Annotated in this window: 17 protein-coding genes; 9 read left to right on the plus strand and 8 right to left on the minus strand. The window is 46.3% G+C overall.

The features are described 5' to 3' along the window. Positions 1–42 precede the first annotated feature (42 nt). Entirely contained in the window at positions 43–2910 is a 2868-nt protein-coding gene (locus ACQCN2_RS20450) for a DNA translocase FtsK (RefSeq protein WP_426930801.1), read from the minus strand. A 216-nt stretch (positions 2911–3126) separates the two neighbouring features. Here ACQCN2_RS20450 and ACQCN2_RS20455 point away from each other — a divergent pair, with 216 nt between their 5' ends. Together ACQCN2_RS20455 and ACQCN2_RS20460 are read left to right on the plus strand one after the other, a co-directional pair. Continuing rightward, positions 3127–4347 (plus strand): hypothetical protein, encoded by a 1221-nt coding sequence (locus ACQCN2_RS20455; protein ID WP_426930802.1) that lies wholly within the window; start codon positions 3127–3129, stop codon positions 4345–4347. 105 nt (positions 4348–4452) lie between these two features. Further along, positions 4453–5400, plus strand: a complete 948-nt coding sequence (locus ACQCN2_RS20460; protein ID WP_426930803.1) for a serine hydrolase domain-containing protein — start codon at positions 4453–4455, stop codon at positions 5398–5400. Here the strand turns inward: ACQCN2_RS20460 and ACQCN2_RS20465 are convergent. Beyond that, on the minus strand, positions 5397–6227 hold the full coding sequence (locus ACQCN2_RS20465; RefSeq protein ID WP_426930804.1) for an MBL fold metallo-hydrolase: 831 nt from the start codon (positions 6225–6227) through the stop codon (positions 5397–5399). The genes ACQCN2_RS20460 and ACQCN2_RS20465 overlap by 4 nt on opposite strands. 198 nt (positions 6228–6425) lie before the next feature. Here ACQCN2_RS20465 and ACQCN2_RS20470 point away from each other — a divergent pair, with 198 nt between their 5' ends. Further along, positions 6426–6554 (plus strand): hypothetical protein, encoded by a 129-nt coding sequence (locus ACQCN2_RS20470; protein WP_426930805.1) that lies wholly within the window; start codon positions 6426–6428, stop codon positions 6552–6554. Positions 6555–6573: 19 nt separating this feature from the next. On the opposite strand, the gene cydB is transcribed toward ACQCN2_RS20470, so the two are convergent. Together cydB and ACQCN2_RS20480 are read right to left on the minus strand one after the other, a co-directional pair. After that, a complete protein-coding gene (gene cydB, locus ACQCN2_RS20475) occupies positions 6574–7602 on the minus strand; it encodes a cytochrome d ubiquinol oxidase subunit II (protein ID WP_426930806.1) in 1029 nt (342 codons plus the stop codon). 15 nt (positions 7603–7617) lie between these two features. Beyond that, positions 7618–8961, minus strand: coding sequence for a cytochrome ubiquinol oxidase subunit I (locus tag ACQCN2_RS20480; RefSeq protein ID WP_426930807.1), 1344 nt, complete (start codon positions 8959–8961; stop codon positions 7618–7620). 133 nt (positions 8962–9094) lie between these two features. Here ACQCN2_RS20480 and ACQCN2_RS20485 point away from each other — a divergent pair, with 133 nt between their 5' ends. Together ACQCN2_RS20485 and ACQCN2_RS20490 are read left to right on the plus strand one after the other, a co-directional pair. Continuing rightward, on the plus strand, positions 9095–10111 hold the full coding sequence (locus tag ACQCN2_RS20485) for a sensor histidine kinase (RefSeq protein ID WP_426930808.1): 1017 nt from the start codon (positions 9095–9097) through the stop codon (positions 10109–10111). Next, positions 10111–10743, plus strand: a complete 633-nt coding sequence (locus ACQCN2_RS20490) for a response regulator (RefSeq protein WP_426930809.1) — start codon at positions 10111–10113, stop codon at positions 10741–10743. Before ACQCN2_RS20485 ends, ACQCN2_RS20490 begins: the two co-directional genes overlap by 1 nt. Before the next feature lie 469 nt (positions 10744–11212). On the opposite strand, the gene ACQCN2_RS20495 is transcribed toward ACQCN2_RS20490, so the two are convergent. Continuing rightward, on the minus strand, positions 11213–11989 hold the full coding sequence (locus tag ACQCN2_RS20495; protein WP_426930810.1) for an inositol monophosphatase family protein: 777 nt from the start codon (positions 11987–11989) through the stop codon (positions 11213–11215). Positions 11990–12117: 128 nt separating this feature from the next. On the opposite strand from ACQCN2_RS20495, the gene ACQCN2_RS20500 reads away from it, so the two are divergent. After that, complete coding sequence (locus tag ACQCN2_RS20500; protein WP_426930811.1) at positions 12118–12495, plus strand: hypothetical protein; 378 nt, start codon at positions 12118–12120, stop codon at positions 12493–12495. Between the two features lie 106 nt (positions 12496–12601). On the opposite strand, the gene ACQCN2_RS20505 is transcribed toward ACQCN2_RS20500, so the two are convergent. Both ACQCN2_RS20505 and ACQCN2_RS20510 read right to left on the minus strand, forming a co-directional pair. Next, entirely contained in the window at positions 12602–13078 is a 477-nt protein-coding gene (locus ACQCN2_RS20505; RefSeq protein WP_426930812.1) for a PaaI family thioesterase, read from the minus strand. A 130-nt stretch (positions 13079–13208) separates the two neighbouring features. Next, positions 13209–14156, minus strand: a complete 948-nt coding sequence (locus tag ACQCN2_RS20510; RefSeq protein ID WP_426930813.1) for a DMT family transporter — start codon at positions 14154–14156, stop codon at positions 13209–13211. 520 nt (positions 14157–14676) lie between these two features. Between ACQCN2_RS20510 and ACQCN2_RS20515 the strand changes: the two genes are divergently transcribed. Further along, on the plus strand, positions 14677–15963 hold the full coding sequence (locus ACQCN2_RS20515; RefSeq protein WP_426930814.1) for a PIG-L deacetylase family protein: 1287 nt from the start codon (positions 14677–14679) through the stop codon (positions 15961–15963). 22 nt (positions 15964–15985) lie between these two features. After that, on the plus strand, positions 15986–16645 hold the full coding sequence (locus ACQCN2_RS20520) for a GNAT family N-acetyltransferase (RefSeq protein WP_426930815.1): 660 nt from the start codon (positions 15986–15988) through the stop codon (positions 16643–16645). A 34-nt stretch (positions 16646–16679) separates the two neighbouring features. Here the strand turns inward: ACQCN2_RS20520 and lepB are convergent, their stop codons facing one another. Continuing rightward, a complete protein-coding gene (lepB, locus tag ACQCN2_RS20525) occupies positions 16680–17204 on the minus strand; it encodes a signal peptidase I (RefSeq protein ID WP_426930816.1) in 525 nt (174 codons plus the stop codon). A gap of 171 nt (positions 17205–17375) precedes the next feature. Here lepB and ilvD point away from each other — a divergent pair, with 171 nt between their 5' ends. Then, positions 17376–19052, plus strand: coding sequence for a dihydroxy-acid dehydratase (gene ilvD, locus ACQCN2_RS20530; RefSeq protein WP_426930817.1), 1677 nt, complete (start codon positions 17376–17378; stop codon positions 19050–19052). Positions 19053–19118: the final 66 nt, after the last annotated feature.

Genomic DNA, 19118 nt, shown 5'->3' on the forward strand with positions numbered 1-19118 from the left:
TCGCTTCGTTGGAGTACTGCTTGTTGCTTTGTTTACCTAAAACTATAAAAGAGACGTCCCTTCCGAGAGCGCAATCGCATCCTCCGCGGTAATCAATACGGCTCTTGGCTTGCCGCCGCTTTGTCCAGCGACATAACCTGCTGCCTCCATCATATCGATCAGGCGGGCGGCCCGATTATAGCCTACACGGAATCTGCGCTGCAGAGATGAGGCTGAAGCTTGACCTTGCTCTGCGACAAAGACCAGCGCTTCATGAAACAAGCTGTCGTCTCCCATCTCATAGCTGCTCATGGTCTGTTCCAGCTCTTCCTTGCTGAAGAAGTAAACAGGTTTTCGTTGATCTTTTATGACTTCGGTTACACGATCAATTTCGTCATCGGAGACGTAATTTCCTTGTAAACGTACAGGCGGTGCTCCGCTTTCCAAAAACAGCATATCCCCGCGTCCGAGCAATCGTTCGGCGCCGCTCTGGTCAAGGATGGTACGGGAATCGATCTGAGAAAATACGGCGAACGCGAGGCGTGTCGGTACATTCGCTTTGATATTACCTGTAATGACATCCACTGACGGACGCTGTGTAGCCAACAGGAGATGAATCCCGCAAGCGCGAGCCTTTTGGGCAATACGGATAATGCAATCCTCTACATCCTGTGGAGAAACCATCATGAGATCAGCCAACTCGTCAATGATAATGACAATGTACGGAAGCTCCTGATCGGCCTGCTTGTTGTATCGTTCAATATCTCTTACACCCGCGTCGACGAACAAGGCGTAACGTTTCTCCATCTCCTCCACCGCCCATTTCAATGCGGCAGTGGCTTGTTTAGCGTCAGTCACAACTGGCGTAACCAGATGCGGCAGATTATTGTAAGGGGCAAGCTCAACCATTTTCGGGTCGATCAACAACAGTCGTACCTGCTCGGGAGTTGCTTTATACAGCAGACTGACAATAATCGAGTTGATACATACGCTCTTACCCGACCCCGTTGCGCCAGCGATCAATCCGTGCGGCATTTTTTTGATATCGGCCACAATCGGCTCGCCACCAATATCCATGCCCAAGGCAATTGCTAGTGGTGACGGGTGGTTCTGAAACTTCTCCGATCCAATAATTCTTCGCAGGAAGATCGGCTCACTTTTGACGTTAGGAACTTCAATCCCAACCGCATTGCGTCCTGGAATCGGCGCTTCAATCCGAATATCCTTGGCGGCCAGATTCAGCTTGATATCATCCGATAAGCTGGTAATCTTGTTGACCTTAACCCCTGGAGCGGGCTGTAGCTCAAAGCGTGTGACAGCTGGCCCTTTCACAATCCCAACGACAACAGCATTGACATGGAAGTTTTCCAGCGTCTCTTCCAATAAGCGTTTCTGCTCCAATGTATATTCATAGGAATCATTCGACATAACGGGCGGAGAATCCAACAGAGACAAGTCAGGGAACTCATAGTCCGCTAGCTCTGGTTGTTCTTCCTGCTCCAGTGGTTCTGCATCGTCATTTTGATCAACCGATTGTGAAGAGTAGATGAAAGTCGTGCTCGTGAAAGCTGGCTCGCTTGTCGCTGAAGTGTTAATAAGCGGTTGTGACCAAGCTGCTGGCGGCATATGCGCTTCACTCTCCGGCTGATCTTCGTCATCCGTGGTATGCTCTTCCAGGTATGAAGGAACATCTACGGTTTGGTCTATCACATACGATTCTTCATACGGGGTCATCTCTTCTATATGCGATTGTTCATCAGAGGTCATCTCTTCCACATGTGGTTGATCATCCGCCAGAGTCGCCCGTTCCAGCAGGGCTTCAATCGCTTGAGCGCGCTTGTCGGATAAATCGGTACTCATTGTTGGCCTTGCATACCATGGAGCTGCTTCATCGACTGCTGGTTCGGTTTGGATTTCATTATGTATAATAGCTGGTTGTTCACTGGACGGTTCCTCGATGTTCTCCTCAGGTTCCTCTTCGTGGGTTGCTTCATCTTGTACTTCATCTTGTACTTCATCTTGTACTTCGTCTTGTTCTTCATTTTGTACTTCATTTTGTACTTCATTTTGTTCTTCGTTCTGTTCTTCGTCTTGTACTTCGTCTTGTTCCGCAGACTGCTCCTTGATTGCCTCGCCTGTTTCTTCTGGCAGGTCAAGAGACTCGAACGGCTGCTCTTCCGTAATCATCGGAGTTTCTAGATGCTCGTTACCGTACTCGGCTTCTTTGGTCGTTCCGGTTCCGGTTTTGGTTTCAATCACTCCTATGGTTTCAATTGCTCCAGCCACTTCAGCCTCAGCAGCAACCTCTGTCCAAACCCGCTTGTCCGGTCTGACTCGCTCAGATTTGTCATTTTGTACACGCTCGAGCTTGGTTGTGTCAATTTTTCCGTGAATGGGGGAAATAACGTCTGTCGGCTTGAATGACTGGTCCTGTCGCCCGGAATACACTGACTGGGTCTGTTTGAACGCGGATACCTCAGGCTTTCTCTCTTTTCGAATGAAGTCATCCTGCTTCTGCTTTTTTTCTGTGAACACCGGCTCTACGTTGGTTTTTAAGGTAGATGCGCCTGTTTGTCGGTTTACATTTGTGTCCCCCGAAGAGTTCGGAAAACGTCCATGTCCGTTTTGTTTAAATTCCTCTATAGGCGACTCCATCTCCGGCGTCGGTTTACGTCGAGAGACCGTCTTGTCATTGTCTGGGATTACCGGAAAACGAAACTGTCCACCAGATTGTACTTCTCCCTCAGGTTGTGTCGGTTGTGTCGGTTGTGTAGGTTGTGTCCGTCTGCGTTCCCGTTCACGTGGGTAGATGTTTTTGGTTCTCGTCTGCGGCTGCTTGGAGGATGACGCTACACGTTGTTCTCTCTCTTCTGTTTCTTCCCCAGTATCCGCCTGTAGGCTTTTTAACAATCTTTCTAACCACGACCACATTTTTAAACGTCCTTTCTTGCCATTAATCCACATTTTCTACTTTCATCTTACCATGAAAACTTTCTCTAGTATCTTTTTTCGAAATGATTGCAACCTTTTTCCTTTTTTTTCGTATATACTTATGTCGGGGTGGCAGTTTGTACCAATATTGGTCGGATTACTTAAATAATCGGGTAAATCTGCCAACCCAAAACTCAAAAAAGGTGGTACATACACATGTTGAAAAAGGGTAGTATACTTCTGCTAGCATTCATGTTGCTACTGACAGGCTGCTCCTCCCAGGCATCACTGGTTCGCGATGCTGTCGTGAAAACGATGGATAATCCAAACTACGATTCTCAAGGTACATTGAAAATCGTTGGTGACTTCCAAAAAGTTGCTGATCTCACTGGGGAAGCTCTTGATCCTGAAGCCAAATCAATAATCTCCGCCCTGCAAAGCGGCGTAACAATTGAAGGTTCCACCAAGGATCTTCAAACTGGTAAAGTAGTCCTTACGTTAAATGATGACAAAATTCTGCGTGATCACAATCTTTGGACTGGTGACAAAAAAGCCACCATGGAATTTCTAGTTAACAAAGAAAATCTCTATTTGAAATCAGGGTTGGATAACAAATACTTAAGTCTGAATACCGGAACAGTTCCTCCTGATGCTAAATTTGATCCTGTGAAACTTAAAGAAATGCAGGAAAAAATTCAGAACCTGACCCTCTCTTTCATGAAAAAATACATTGCTCAATACGGCTACAAATTGAACAATGTAACGAATCATGGCAAAGAAACTGTTCAATTGCCAAACGGTGAAAAAGTGGACACAACCCACCTCACCATCACCCTCGATGCTAAAGAAATCATGAACATGCTGCTCTTCACAGCAAAAGACGCAACGGTTAATAAAGAAGTTCGTTCCTTCGCTGTTGATATGATCCTCTTGATCAATCAATACGCTGATCCACAAGAAAAAATGTTGAAACCAGGTATTGATGAGCGCAAACAAGCAGAATTGATGGTTGACGCGGGAATGCTTGCTGCGAAAGACGAAATCGCTAACTTCGAAAAAACCAACTCGATTGACAAATTGTTGGCGGATGCCAAAAAAGAAGGCTTGGAAGGCGTAAACTTTACGTTTGATTACTACATTTCAGCTGACAAATTACCGGTTGAATCCAACGCGAAACTTCTTGTAACTGTTAAAGATCCAGAAGGTAAAATCAAAGAGCCATTCACATTTGGCTTTGAAACAACCAGCTTCTCATGGAACTGGGGCAAAGCAACTTCCTTCAGCTTCCCAACAGCTGATCAAGTGGTAACCGTTCAACAATTGGAGAAAGATCCGAATGCCATCAAAGCGTTTAACGAAAAAGGATTCTTCTACCAATTGATGAAAAAGGAACAAGAAGATAAGAAAATGAACGGCGAATCTCTCCTGCTCCAATAGGAGCTTGAGATTCCCTACAGTTCATTCTCGGGTTTAGAAGGCAAGGAAGAGGTACTACCGCGACGGCGTTAGTACCTCTTTTCTATAAACAGGAGGAATAGGTCGATGAAGAATATCATAAATCATCGGAAGCTGGATGAAGTGGCGCTTGCCCCATTCGCGCAGCGGATCACGAAAGATAAAATAGACACCTGCTTAATCAGCGAGAAGAGCTTGACAGTGCTTCAGTACTATAAAAACAGAAAAATGGCGGAAAAGCTTCACAAGGTCAACTCCGTTACCAAAAGCGTGCTCTCCATTCTAGTCGGCATTGCCATAGACCAAGGCGCAATCGCAGGGATTGACCAACCGATTCGTGATTTCTTGCCCAACTGTCCGCAAGACAAACAGGAGCTTACCATCGAACATCTGTTGACCATGACCCCTGGCTTCGATTGGCCCGAGTTTGGCGCGTGGGGTGGAAGGCCTTTTCCCATGATTAACAGTAAAGATTGGGTTCAGTTTGTGCTCGAACGAGACATGCTAACGTCACCAGGACAGACCATGTTCTACAATTCAGGTTGTTCCCATCTGCTTAGCGCTATTGTGCAAAAGGCTGTCGGAATGAGCTTAACCCAATTCGCTGAGCGCCAACTGTTCAAACCATTGGGAATTCAAGAATATGACTGGCATATCGATTCTAAAGGGATTATCATCGGGGGCTTCGGGTTATCTCTTAAAGCGCGTGATATGCTCAATATCGGACGTCTAATGTTACTAGAAGGTGTCTGGAAGGAACAGCGAATTGTCTCGGCAGAATGGGTCCAAGCTTCTTCCCTTGCCGGCTTCCATACGCACTCCAAGATCGGCGCTTACGGCTATCATTGGTGGATACTAGCCGATGAATCTGGTCATCCTGTTGAACCCTATACCTATTTTGCGATGGGATATGGAGGACAGTATATTATTGTCGTACCGAAGCATGAACTTGTTGTTTCCATGACGAGTGAGCTATACCGGGATACCTTTCGTCCTCTGAGCTACTTTCGCGAGTTGATTCTGCCAATTCTTTAGCTGTTCGTTACATAGCGGCCATGCTCAGGAACAGCGATTTGACCAAAATCACGAACCAGTTTGGCCAGTTCACGAGACAGCAACTCCCCTTCAATTGGCAATCCATGGCCTGTCACGGCTACAGAAGGTCTCAATTTTTCCAGACGCTCTACGGATTCTCGAGCCGCTTCCCAATCGGTGGTGAAGTATTTAGGCGGACCGCTCATTTCCAGCTCCTGAAAGATCACCTTATAAAGCGATTCCTGTTTGACTGTAACAAACGCGTCTCCAGCAATAAGCGCGTGGTCTTTAACTCTAAAAAGCGAGACGTGTCCAGGGGTGTGTCCTGGTGTGTGAATCCACTTCCAATCCGCCAAAAATGGAATGCTTCCGTCAGCAGGCAATGGGTGAACCTGATCCCCTAACTGAATGGCCTCATGCGGAAAGAACGGAGACATCTCGGTGACAAGACCCCCATCCACAGTCGGGTCAGCAGGAGGATAATTCCTCTGTCCTGTCAGGTAAGGCATCTCCCGTTCATGGGCATAAATAGGTACAGCCCACCGTTTCATCAGCTCTGGCAATGCCCCCACATGATCAAAATGCCCATGTGTCAGAATGATTGCTTGTGGACAGGCACCGCTGCCGAACCTTTCTTCCGCTGCTCCGATAATGGCTTCAGCCGAGTAGGGCATTCCCGCATCAATCAGCACCCATTCCTTCGTTTGATTGGGCTGTCCTACAAAACACACATTCACAATTTGCACCGGCAGACAGAAGAGATCGGCCCGCACTTCTTGACCAAGACCGCTAGTTATCGAAGTGATTGGCATAAACAGGTTATTCATCGTTGTCCCCCTTTTCGTTCTCACAGGCAACTCGTTCCTCAAGTAGTGTGTCTTTCCAACCGCTATCTATGCTTTTCCCTCAACGAGAAAAGCCCAGAGATTATCTCTCTAGGCTTTATGTCATTTTTACTGACATCTCATTCGATTCTATAGTATACTAACCTACAACATGTCAGATTTCCTAACAAGGTGATACATATGAAGAAACGCCCACTTGAGCTTTGCCCGATCTGTCGCGCTGTGCTTACTGCCCATTACGGAAAAGGCGTAACCGTACTTTGGTGCTCCCGCAATCCCGCTCATTTTCGTTGGACACAGGAGAAGTAATCCCCTAGTTAATTGACCCTTAGTGATAACCTTTTGCCTTTTCTGCTGTAATTTTTTCTTTGAAGATCCGTTGAACCCAAATTTGATAAGCGATGACGATTGGAACAATGATGACGGCTACAAAGAACATGATTTTCAGGTTTAATTCACTGCCTGCCGCATCAAATAAAGATAAAGAATAAGCTGTATCAACCTTCGACAGGATCATATAAGGGAACATACCGATAAAGCCTGTCGCCGCTAGTGTCAGAATCGAAAGACTGACAGTGAAGAACGCCCAGATATAGTGTGCTTTGGCAACAAACCTTCTGGTGATGAGGATTGCGGCAATGCACAGGAGTGGAACAATCCAGAGCAGCGGATATTGACCGAATTTATCGTAAAGCTTTGTCTGATTGGCCGTTGCCACAAGGAACAGCACCGTTACAAGCGAAGCGACAAACCAGATGTAATCGATCCACTTCACAGCTTTTCGCTGAATGTCCCCAGCAGTCTTAAGCGAAACCCAAATCGCTCCTGATAACGCGAACAAAGAAACGAACGTGATTCCACCCAAGACGGCGTACGGATTTAACAAATTAAGCAGCGTCACATGCGATCCCGTCTGATCAATCAAGAGCCCTTTATAGAGGTTGCCAAACGCTACTCCGAACAACAAGGCGATCAGAAGGCTGCCTGTAAAAAACGCCCACTTCCACGTCTTCTTCCACCACTCGGCATGATGCTTATGCATAAATTCCAGGCCAATCGCCCGAAAAAACAAGGCAAACAGGATCAAGAACAACGGTGTATAAAGAGAGCTGAACAGCAACGCGTATGTTTTTGGAAACGCGGCAAAGGTCGCTCCACCCGCTGTTATCAGCCACACCTCATTGGCGCCCCAGAACGGGCCAATCGTTTCTTGAAGCTGTCGCTGTTCCTTCTCGTTTGAAGCAAGGAAAGGAAACAGCATGCCAACCCCTAATGAATAGCCGTCCAAAACGAAGTAAAGTGCCCAAATCAGCCCCCACAGACCAAACCAAATAACTGCCAAGACGTCATGTGTCATTGTAATTCCTCCCTTTTATGCGACTTGTTGGCTGGTTCCTTTTTGATCGGGCAAATCAGGGCCTTTTTTCGCATATTTCCTTAACAGAAATACATCGGCAACAATCAAGAGACTGTAAAATACAACCAAACCAACAATAGAGAAAATCACTTGTCCAGTCGCAATCGGCGATACCGCATTGGATGTTTTCATAAGTCCGTAAACGATCCACGGTTGTCTTCCCGCTTCCGCTACAACCCAGCCCAAATTAATGGCCAAGTATGGAAGCGGCAAGGCATACAGCATGATTTTGAGATAAGTTGGCGTCTCCAGGAGTTTTCCTTTCCGCACCAGATAGAAGCCATACCAGGATAATAGAACCATGATGACCCCGAAACCGACCATCAGACGGAAGCTCCAGAAAACCAACGGAACATTCGGACGTTCATCTGCCGGAATATCCTTCAAGCCTGTTACTTTTCCAAACGGATTATTGGTGTAAAGAATGCTGCCCAGATAAGGAATGGACAGGCCTTCTACAAGATTTCGCTCTTCTTTTGCGGATGGGACCTGGATAATGTGGAACGGATGACTCTCCGATGTTTCCCAAACCGCTTCCATTGCCGCCGCTTTTGCCGGTTGGGATTTAGCGGTATTTACCCCATGCTGGTGACCGATAAATGGAGTTAGTGTCGCCGCGAACAATGCCAAGCCCAAGCCGATCCGAAACGATTTGGTAAAGAACTCGACATGTTGCTTACGCAGCAAATGGTATGCGCTGATCGCCATCACAAAGAATGAACCGACGATATAACAAGCGATGACTGTGTGGAAAAACATATACCAGGTATATGGATTAGTTGTCAGTTCAGCAAAACTGTTGAGTTCTGCACGTCCATTGCGAATGACATAACCAACCGGATGCTGCATGAAGCCATTGGCTGTCAGAATCCACAAAGCGGAAATATTCGTTCCGAGCGCGACCATCCACATGGCAAAAGCACGCATTTTCGGAGTGAGTCGATCACGTCCAAAAATCCATACCCCAATAAACGTGGACTCTAAAAAGAACGCAAACAAGGCCTCAATGGCCAATGGGGAACCAAAAATGTCACCCATGTATTTGGAATACTCCGACCAGTTGGTACCAAATTGGAATTCCATGGTGATACCCGTAACCACACCTAATGCGAAGTTAATCGTAAACAACTTTCCCCAGAAGTCTGCCATTCTCCGATACAGATCGTTCTTGGTTCTCGCGTACATTGTTTCCATAATTGACACTAAGATGACAAGACCGATCGTCAATGGCACAAATAAAAAGTGGTAGATTACAGTTATAGCAAACTGAATCCTGCTAAGCTCGATTACCCCTTCCATCCTTCCTCACTCCTATCTTTTTTCTTGCTGTTGTTATTTTTACTGTATAGGAGGGAAGTAGTCGAACACATGAGGGAAGTCCCCTATTCTTGTTTGAGTATATGACTATTCTGTGAAAGAAGGATCAAACAGGATGAAACTGGAATGGTATAAAAGCATCATGGATCACTTATCGGAAGGTATCGTCATCATGGATGATAAGCGAACGATTCATTATCTCAACGAGTCGGCTTCTGAGATGACTAGTTGGCGTATTGGAGAGACAGTCCCCCACTGCTCCTATTGCAAGATCAGAGGGATTACTGAGGGTGTACAGAGGTGCTTATTATCTCAGGAGAACCCCCTTCCCATTTTTCAGTCTAATATGCCTACATACAACGGGGATATTAAGAACTTTCACATGCGGACTACCCACTTACGTTTAGATGGCGCAGATTACATCGTATTAGCGCTTCGAAATTCTGAGCAAGAGGAAGAGGAAGGAAGCAGAAAAGTTAAGAATTTGCTTGTGCGGGAAACCATGATGGCACAGGAAGCGGAACGCAAACGGATTGCTATGGAACTACACGATCAGATTGGCCAGAGTATCTATAGTATTTTTCTCGGCCTGCAAAGCATGAAGCATGTGGTAACCGATAGCCGGTATCAAAAACATCTAGGAAAAATGGAGCTTAATCTGGAGAATACTCTTGAAAATGTGAAACGTCTGTCTACTGAACTGCGCCCAGCTATTCTTGATCACTTAGGACTTGAGAAGGCGATTTCTTCTATGGTAGACATTTGGCAAGATGCCTACCCCGTTATTTTTGAGACCCATGTCATCAATGTGGATCGGCTCAAGCTGCCGAAAGACGCTAACTTGCACATTTTCCGAATTATCCAGGAAGCCGTTCACAACGCCGTTCGTCACGGAAAGCCCCGTACTATTAAAATTCATTGCTCCATTGAGAACGACAATCTCTTTTTCCAGGTAACGGACGATGGAATTGGTTACGACCCGAACGGATTGCTCGAAAACAGCTTCGGTATGTACCACATGATGGAACGCATTGATATGATCGGTGGCAAATTGACTTTATTTAGCCAGATCGGCGGACCAACTAGAGTGGAAGGTGTAGTCCCGCTTCCACAACCACAGGAGAATTCATAATGAAGGTATTAATTACAGATGATCACGAAATTGTTCGTGACGGATTAGCCCTGCTGATACAGGATCACTATCAAGTAGAAGGAATCTACTTTGCGACTGAGGGTAGAGAAGCAATTCAACTGTCCCTTCAATTTCCGTTTGACTTGGTGCTTCTTGATCTGTCGATGCCGCATGGCTTGGATGGGCTTCAAGCGTCTGTTGAGCTTCGCAAACAGTTGCCTGATGCCAAGATCGTCATATTCTCAATGTATGGCGAGGAAGCTTATCAACGGAAAGCGTACGAAATTGGATTGGATGGTTATCTGGTCAAAAGGCTGAAAGGAAGCGAAATCATTCAATCGCTCAATATGGTCCTCGCCGGACAAAAGGTATTCAGCAATCAAATGGTCCAAAGCGCTTCGGAAGCAGCCAACAGACAGCATCCCTGGGAATTGCCGATCAGTCAACGGGAGAAGGAAGTCTTTACGCTAACCATCATGGGACATTCTCAGAAGGAAATAGCTGAAATACTCGCCATCTCTCCAAAAACGGTAGAAAATCATCGTCGCAACATCAGCAACAAATTAGGGACGAATAAAAAAAGTGACTGGTTTGAACTCGGGAAGAAGTACAATCTGCAAAACTTTTATTAGCGAAGTCTTTTCTTGAGCGGGCTTACGCGAACGGAAAAAGTTAAAGCGCTTGACAACTTTAAAGCACTTTTACTTCTTATTTAGAAAAGCACGGCGACGTAAGTTAATTCCCTTACGTCGCCGTGCTTTTATTGAGAAACTGGCTCCGGTCTTGCTGTAAAGTGACGGAGAATGGGAGGCTCACGCGTTCCGAGCAAAACAAGCGGCATCAAACAAGACGCGAACCTTGTACTGCTTATCTTGTTGGTATTCTTCAGGGTTTGGCATGGTTGAGCAGATTCGACAACTCTCGCAAATTCCCCGGGAAATCATAGGTTCCATCGCCAAAATCGCATCATTCGACAGCTTACCCGCCCGATCTCTAGCTTATTGATCGCTTTATCCAGAAAAAATGCGGAAAAGCACGGATATCCTCGGTGATTTCGCGCAGAGGAGGCAACTCAATGGTCATCCTGGTCATATGAATCCCCTACTTCTTGATCAGATTCAGAATTTGTTCGTGAATCAAACCATTCGTCGCCATAATGCTCGGAAGCGCCTGTGGATCAAAATACGTATGCACATACTCCCGATCCTCCCAATCCGTCACCCTTGCTCCCGCTTCCTGGGCGATTAATACGCCAGCAAGTACGTCCATAATTCCCGATTTTTGCATCACAATGTAGTCCAACCAGCCGTGGGCTAGCAAACACCAATCCAAAGCGGGAGCGATGTTTCTCATGACTCGTTTGGTGTTCAGAAAAAATGGCTCCGTGAAGGCAAGCTCTTCCGCTTTCGTTACCGAATCCCGCCCTCGAACATACGTCCCTACCGAACGAGCAAGGTCATTCTTCTGATTCACTGACATTTTCTTATCGTTTAGATAGGCGCCCTTGCCTTTTTCCGCCCAAAACATCTGCTCAGAAATCGGATTATAGACAACGCCTAACACGGTTTCTCCTCGATTCTGCAAGGCAATAGAAACGGAGAAATACGGATATCCGATAAAATAATTATTGGTTCCATCCAATGGATCCACAATCCAGACGAACTCGTCATCCCGTTCTACGACTCCGATCTCTTCCGAGTAGATGGTATGGGTTGGGAAGTGACGATGAATCACTTCGATGACCAGCCGTTCACTCTCTTTGTCTTCGGGTAATTTTACATCATTATGGGATTCCAGATCAGGAAACAACTGCTGAGTGAATCTTTCCTTTAAATAAGCACCAGCGACTAATGCCGCTTCTTTGGCTACATGTATCAACTGTATCTACTCCTTTATGGCTTGTTGCTAATGGGCTAATTTCATAATTTTCCTGCATTTTCCCTTGCAATCATACGCTAAACTGTCTATGATGAAAAGACCATTTTCTGAGGAAGGGGGCGTAAGCATTGAACAGTGATTTCATCCGCCTCAAGAACCTCGAAGGCGAATTGAAGCTTACGCAGATGAATAGCGTACTGGGTTGTTCTGTAACGAGCAAGGAACTCGTATTTCAGAAGCCTCATATGACCTACCATCTTTTCTTGCAGGATATTATCAGTATGGTTCCCGTAACCTTGAATAAACGAAACATCTCTTTTCGAAACTCCTCCGAATGGATTCAAACCAGCTTCGGCGGTGACTATTATAAACTCTCGGTAAAATGGGTGCGGGTGGTTACCCGTTCTGGAGTAACGGAGAGGGAAGACGTTGAATTTATTGTTCCGCTATCCACCAAAATGCTGGAATATATCTCTGCCTACAGTGGATTAGTGGTTATCCATTAATATTTACAGGATATTGCGGGACTTGCCAATTGCTGCGCACATTCTGATGCCTTATCCGCTCTATGAAGAAACGCTCTTGCTGAGATGAATCAGCAAGAGCGTTTTTTTATGTATTAGACCCAAGAATCATGAAGGTCGCTGTCGCATGAACCACTAGTCGATCACGATCGTCGTAAATACTCCCCTCACTGACCACCAGTTGTTTTCCACGGTTCAGGATTCGAGCTTCCACACGAAGATTTCCCGATTTCGCCGCGCGGATATAGTTGGTTTTTAACTCGGTAGTGACCGCGGCTTGTCCCTCGGGCAATAGCTCCTTAATCATGAAGCCCATGGCGGTATCTACCAAAGTAGCTGTGATCCCCCCATGCACGACCCCAAGGCTGTTATGCATAAACGGCGTGACGGGAACGATGAACTGATAGGTATTGTCCTCTACAAAACGCCCTTGCAACCCAAGAAACCCGGATAGATACATACTCCCTCTTTCTTTTCGCTGACGAATTGCTTGCAGTGCCAGCTCAAGAATCGCGCGGTCTTCCTCTGTTCCCTGCTCATAGACTGCTTGAATTTCTTCGATCATCTCTACTCCTCCACTCTACTCACGATGTCCCAGCGATTTGAAAAACCCACACGGCTTTACATTCGTTCACCGAGTGGGATCCAAAATTCTGTTTATATACGTAAGATTTTACAGTAGACAAGACAAGATTTCACGCATTAACTTCACTCGAAGCCGATTCATTCTTCACATGCAGTCCCTTAGGAGCGCGACGTCTGCGCGGCTGTCGGAAGGAGAATAAGACCCCGGACAGAATGAACATGCCGCCAATCGCCTGAGCCACTTCCAGCTTCTCTCCCAACAAAACCATCGCAAAAAGAGTGGCAAACAGCGGTACTAGATTTAAGAATGGAGATGATTTGCTCGGGCCAATCCTTTGAATCGATAAGGTCCAGCAGAAAAAGGAGACAACAGAAGCGAAAATCCCTAAATAAAAGAGTGACAACCAGACATGAACAGAAGCGAGATGAGCTTCTCGGAATTGCAATTCAATCAATGAGGCAGGGAGCAGAAACATCACACCAGCTGCTATCGTAAGGGCAAAACTGGTTAATCCAGGAATGAGTCCCGCGGTTTTGCGAAGAAGTATCGAGTAGAACGCCCAAATTAGGTTTCCGCCCATCATAATTAAATCGCCCGCATTAAATTGTAAATGTCCCAACTGAGCCAAACTTCCTTTGCTGACGATCCACATCACTCCCAGCAAAGATAGGACGAAACCGACCACCTGCGAGCTGTTGACCTTCTCGCCGAGAATGAAGTAAGCTACGATCACAATCATGACAGGTGAACACGACGACAGGATGGACGCATTAATCGCGGTAGTATGCTGGATGGAGATATAGACCGTTGCGGTAAATGCGGCGATCCCCAAAAATCCCATGCCCAGAATAGTTTTCCAGTGCTTGGCATATTTCTTGTAATTCATTCGGATATCACGGTACGTAAACGGAAGAATAATCATCAATGCCAAAGCCCATCTCAAGAAAGATAAAGTAAACGGCGGTACCTCTGGCAGGATATAGCGTCCAGCCACGAAATTACCCCCCCAAAACAAAGCGGCGATCAATGGCAACATATAGGGTGATTTCAGTTGCATCTACGTTGTTCCTCCTGTTTTACGTTCTGTGATTTCTATCACTTTAGCATATACAAACCTCCAAAACTCAGATTCCGAATTATTTTGCTATTTTGTTTTTATTCATTCCTTTCATCTTGCAAAGCGTTTAAGCGAATACGCAAAAAAGCGATAAAACATTGATAATAGTTCCCCTGACGGAGAGAATGGTGGTTATTTTCACCATGATTATTTATTCTGTTCTATTGAATTTTTATTCATATAATTACAGTGTTGTCGCCCTTTTCGGATCTTGCGCATTTCGGCTTTTGTTGGAAAGCAGTCGAATAGGGTAAGATGATAGAAGTAAAAGTAAAAGTAAAAGTAAAAGTATAGGCTTGTTCACAAGGAGGGACATTTCGTTTTGTTCCAGAATGCTCGATCCAAAAGGTCTTTTTTTTCATTTCTTTTTATATCCGGATGTATTGTCACCACCCTTCTTTTTCTATTGTTATACAATCCGTATCTGAATGATCTTTTCCAGCCCGTTAAGAATATAACCATGCAGCATATCCAGATGGGTAAGCGCCTATTAGTGATTGCCCCACATCCTGATGACGAAGCCTTGGGTAGCGCTGGAATTATCCAACACGCTCTTGCGTCGGGCAATCAGGTCAAGGTAGTTCTGATGACAACTGGAGACGGCTTCACAAGTGCCGTGGAAGTGAATTATCAGCTCCTATCGCCCGGGCCGTCCGATTATCGACGTATGGGCGAAGAACGTCATCTAGAAACACTGGCGGCGATGACTCATTTGGGCGTTCCAAAAGAAAACGTCATCTTCTTGGGGTATCCTGACGGTGGAGTCAACACGTTATGGCAAAGCAATTGGGATACCAACAATCTCTTGCGGGCCACAAACGGTTCCGAGCGTGCTCCTTACGCGTTCAGTTATGAGAAAAATGCCCCCTATTGCGGTGAGAACGTTGTGAAGAATTTGACGAAAATCATCCACGATTATCAACCGACCGATATTGTCTACCCCGATCCGAACGATCAACATCCCGATCATTGGGCGACAAACGCGTTCGTCAAATATGTGTTGGCCGAGCAGCATTATCACGCACAGGAGCTGACCTATCTGGTTCATCGCGGGGACTTCCCCGTTCCTTGGCTGTACAGACCCAATCATTCTCTCAATCCGCCTCACGCTTTGGTAGGCTTGGATACTCGATGGGTTCACCTGCCAATGAACGAGCAGGAAGAACAGAAAAAAAGAGAAGCCATTAGTAAGTATGTGACCCAGGTAAAGGTGATGAACCCTTTTCTCGAAGCGTTCGTTCGAACAAATGAGCTGGTGGGAACCTATGTCCCAGCTGTTCTTCCACATACCACGGGACAACCGAATGTTAATCAGCTGGAGAAGACCTCCATCACCTTTTGCAAAGATGCCATGCGGGATACGATTCGCAGAGAATTGCACAAGGAAGCTGATATTTACACGGTGGGCGGGGTACAGTCCGATCATGGCATTCATATTCGATTAGACACAAGGGCACCCATAAACGCGCGAGTGACCTACAATATTCGCTTGAGGATCTTTGAACCGGGGATTGTCAGAAGGATCGACCTGGCTTTCTACGACTCAAAATTAACGAGCAGCATGTATGCCAGCAACAGCCTTAAACTCCCTCCTGGTTCTGCTTATCTCGTGAAGGATAACCGATTGTGGGTTCATTTACCTGCAATCCTTACCGATCAAACAACCGATTTTCTTATCTCGGCGGATACGCTTGTCGGTAATGAGCTTGTTGACAAGACCGCATGGCAGCTGGTTCGGGTTAAATAATGGTCGAAGGTGGTCGTTTCAGGTGGCTCACATCTCTATTCGAAACTACCGTAAGACGGACGAAGAGGAAGTATTAAACATAGGGTATCGAACGGGTTATATGGGTGAGGATTTAACCGAAAAACAGATATTCAACGACAAGCGGCTGTTCGGTTATCTATTTTGCCTCTACTACACTTTCTATGAGGAAGAAAACTGTTTTGTTGCTGTAGATGAAAGCAACGGGAACAAGGTTGTCGGTTATGTATTGGGGACAAATGATTCTCGGAGGCAGGAAATCCGCTTTGCCCTCACGATGGCATGGCGAATCGTTTTACGATTAACGCTGTATACGATTTGGAAGCATCCAGAGTCCTTCCAGTCTGTTATTTTTTTGCTGCGTAATATCGGCCAAAACAGAGTACCAGACAATCTTTACGAGCAATACCCGGCTCATTTGCATATCAACGTGCTTCCAGAATACCAGAGCTTTGGGATTGGCTCCTTGTTGATTAGCCAATTTGAAAAGCATCTGCAAGGACAACGTGTTCCGGGGGTCCATTTGCGCACGTCGAACAACAACCAGAAAGCGATCCCTTTTTACCATAAAAAGGGGTATAGCTTGCTCTATGAAGAAAAAGTCTGGCTATGGAAAAACACTACGGATACCAAAATCCTTATTTTTGCAAAAAAACTCGACTAACAGCAAGAAACCGACCCTCACAGGTCGGTTTCTCTTATTTCACAAACTCTTTCATTTCGTTCAGCGGATAGTATCGGAAAACGGCCTTCCCGATGATGGCACCTTTATCAACGAAAGGAGTCGGCCACAGATGGGAGTCAAAGCTGTCATTCCGATTATCTCCAAGGAAGAAGAACTTGCCTTTGGGGACAACAATCGGCCCATACGAATAATTCATTGGTTCCTTGATATAGGGCTCGTCGACCTTTTGATCATTTCGGTACAATGCGCCATCCTTCACTTCAATCTTATCTCCACCTACACCAATCAATCGCTTGATAAAGCGTTCTTCTTTGCCTTGGACTGGCGGATAGAAGACGACAATATCCCCTACGTGCAGATTTGATGGATCAGTTACTTTTTCAATAAACAATCTGTCATTTACTTGAAGTGTAGGAATCATGGAACCTGATGGGATTTCTACAGCTTCTGCAATATAAACTCGCACGGTAAAGCTTAGTGCAAGGGCGATAGCGATTGGCACAAACCACTCTTTCATAAACGCTACGACTCGGTTCAATGTATTCCCTCCATTCAAAATTATTGTCCATTCAAATATTACGTTACCGGAGTGAGAAAAGTTGCACGAAAATATTTCCTGAGCGAATGTTCAGACTTTTTGGGTTGTTCAATCATTTGCAACAATGGTAAGATAATTTGAAATACAAGAGAAGATTTGGAGGGGTAGAGAGTGGCTGAAAGAAGAAGTGACATGATCAAAAAAGGTTTTGACCGAGCGCCTCATCGCAGTTTGTTGCGTGCTGCCGGTGTGAAAGACGAGGATTTTGACAAACCGTTTATCGCGATTTGTAATTCCTACATTGATATTATCCCCGGTCACGTGCATCTGCAGGAATTCGGCAAGCTGGTTAAGGAAGCCGTTCGCGCTGCGGGTGGAGTGCCTTTTGAATTCAATACAATTGGAGTGGATGACGGAATCGCGATGGGTCATATCGGGATGCGCTATTCCCTACCGAGCCGTGAGATCATTGCGGACAGTCTGGAAACCGTCGTCTCGGCTCACTGGTTTGACGGTCTAATCTGTATCCCGAACTGTGACAAAATTACGCCCGGCATGATGATGGGAGCTTTGCGCGTCAACATCCCGACGATGTTCGTCACCGGTGGACCAATGAAAGCCGGGAAGACGTCTGACGGCCGCTCGATCTCTCTTTCCTCTGTTTTTGAGGGAGTCGGTTCCTATCAAGCGGGTTTGATTGACGAATCTCAATTGCAGGAATTAGAGCAATTCGGTTGTCCAAGCTGCGGTTCCTGTTCCGGGATGTTTACAGCCAACTCCATGAACTGTCTGCTTGAAGCGATCGGTTTGACCTTACCAGGGAACGGGACGACGCTTGCTGTCTCGCCTGAACGCCGTGAGTTGGTCAAATCTACCGCTTCCTATCTGATGCAATTAATTGAAAAAGATATCAAACCGCGTGACATCGTAACCTTGGAGGCGTTGGACGATGCCTTCGCATTGGATATGGCCATGGGTGGCTCTACCAACACCGTGCTTCATACCTTGGCGCTTGCTCAGGAAGCTGGTATCGAGTATCCAATTGAACGAATCAATCAAGTAGCTAATCGAATCCCACATCTGTGCAAGCTCGCTCCAGCATCCGACTACCACATCGAAGATTGCCATCAAGCAGGCGGTGTGTCGGCGATCTTGAACGAGCTGTCCAAAAAACCGGGTGCCTTGAGCCTAGACCGCATCACGGTTACGGGTAAAACACTTCGAGAAAATGTTGCCGAAGCGAAGATTCTGGATGAAAAAGTGATTCGTCCACTCGATAACCCATACAGCGAACGTGGCGGCTTGGCCGTATTGTTTGGGAATCTGGCTCCGCAAGGCTCGATTATCAAAGCAGGTGCCGTTGACCCTTCGATCTCACGTCATGTAGGACCAGCCATTTGCTTTGACTCCCAAGAGGAAGCGCTCGCGGGAATTGCCAATGGCCAAGTAAAAGAAGGACACGTAGTGATCATCCGCTACGAAGGGCCAAAAGGCGGCCCAGGTATGCCAGAAATGCTTGCCCCTACCTCTCAAATCGTTGGCATGGGACTTGGCAGCAAAGTAGCCTTGGTGACAGACGGTCGTTTCTCCGGCGCTTCTCGCGGAATCAGCATCGGACATGTGTCGCCTGAAGCTGCCGAGGGCGGGCCAATCGCTTTCGTCCAGGACGGAGATATGGTCAGCATCGACATTGCCGAGCGTTCGATCGAGCTTCAAATCTCTCCCGATGAGTTCGCTCGTCGCCAAGCGGCATGGAACGGATTCGAACCAAAAGTAAAAACAGGCTATCTGGCACGTTACTCCAAGTTAGTCACAAACGCTAGCATGGGTGGAGTCCTAAAGATTTAATAGAGAAGGCACGAAAAGGTGGCCACACGTTAGACAGATCTAATGTGTGGCCACCCTATTTTTTTT

Origin of the sequence: Brevibacillus ginsengisoli (genome assembly GCF_050113715.1) — a bacterium.
Lineage (GTDB): Bacteria > Bacillota > Bacilli > Brevibacillales > Brevibacillaceae > Brevibacillus_H > Brevibacillus_H ginsengisoli.

Coding starts and splice junctions, on each gene's coding strand:
- ACQCN2_RS20505 (WP_426930812.1), bottom strand. CDS start 13,078: ATGATCGAAGAAATTCAAGCAGTCTATGAGCAGGGAACAGAGGAAGAC.
- ACQCN2_RS20485 (WP_426930808.1), top strand. CDS start 9,095: ATGAAACTGGAATGGTATAAAAGCATCATGGATCACTTATCGGAAGGT.
- ACQCN2_RS20480 (WP_426930807.1), bottom strand. CDS start 8,961: ATGGAAGGGGTAATCGAGCTTAGCAGGATTCAGTTTGCTATAACTGTA.
- ACQCN2_RS20455 (WP_426930802.1), top strand. CDS start 3,127: ATGTTGAAAAAGGGTAGTATACTTCTGCTAGCATTCATGTTGCTACTG.
- ACQCN2_RS20460 (WP_426930803.1), top strand. CDS start 4,453: ATGAAGAATATCATAAATCATCGGAAGCTGGATGAAGTGGCGCTTGCC.
- ACQCN2_RS20510 (WP_426930813.1), bottom strand. CDS start 14,156: ATGCAACTGAAATCACCCTATATGTTGCCATTGATCGCCGCTTTGTTT.
- ACQCN2_RS20490 (WP_426930809.1), top strand. CDS start 10,111: ATGAAGGTATTAATTACAGATGATCACGAAATTGTTCGTGACGGATTA.
- cydB (WP_426930806.1), bottom strand. CDS start 7,602: ATGACACATGACGTCTTGGCAGTTATTTGGTTTGGTCTGTGGGGGCTG.
- ACQCN2_RS20470 (WP_426930805.1), top strand. CDS start 6,426: ATGAAGAAACGCCCACTTGAGCTTTGCCCGATCTGTCGCGCTGTGCTT.
- ACQCN2_RS20465 (WP_426930804.1), bottom strand. CDS start 6,227: ATGAATAACCTGTTTATGCCAATCACTTCGATAACTAGCGGTCTTGGT.
- ACQCN2_RS20450 (WP_426930801.1), bottom strand. CDS start 2,910: ATGTGGTCGTGGTTAGAAAGATTGTTAAAAAGCCTACAGGCGGATACT.
- ACQCN2_RS20515 (WP_426930814.1), top strand. CDS start 14,677: ATGCAGCATATCCAGATGGGTAAGCGCCTATTAGTGATTGCCCCACAT.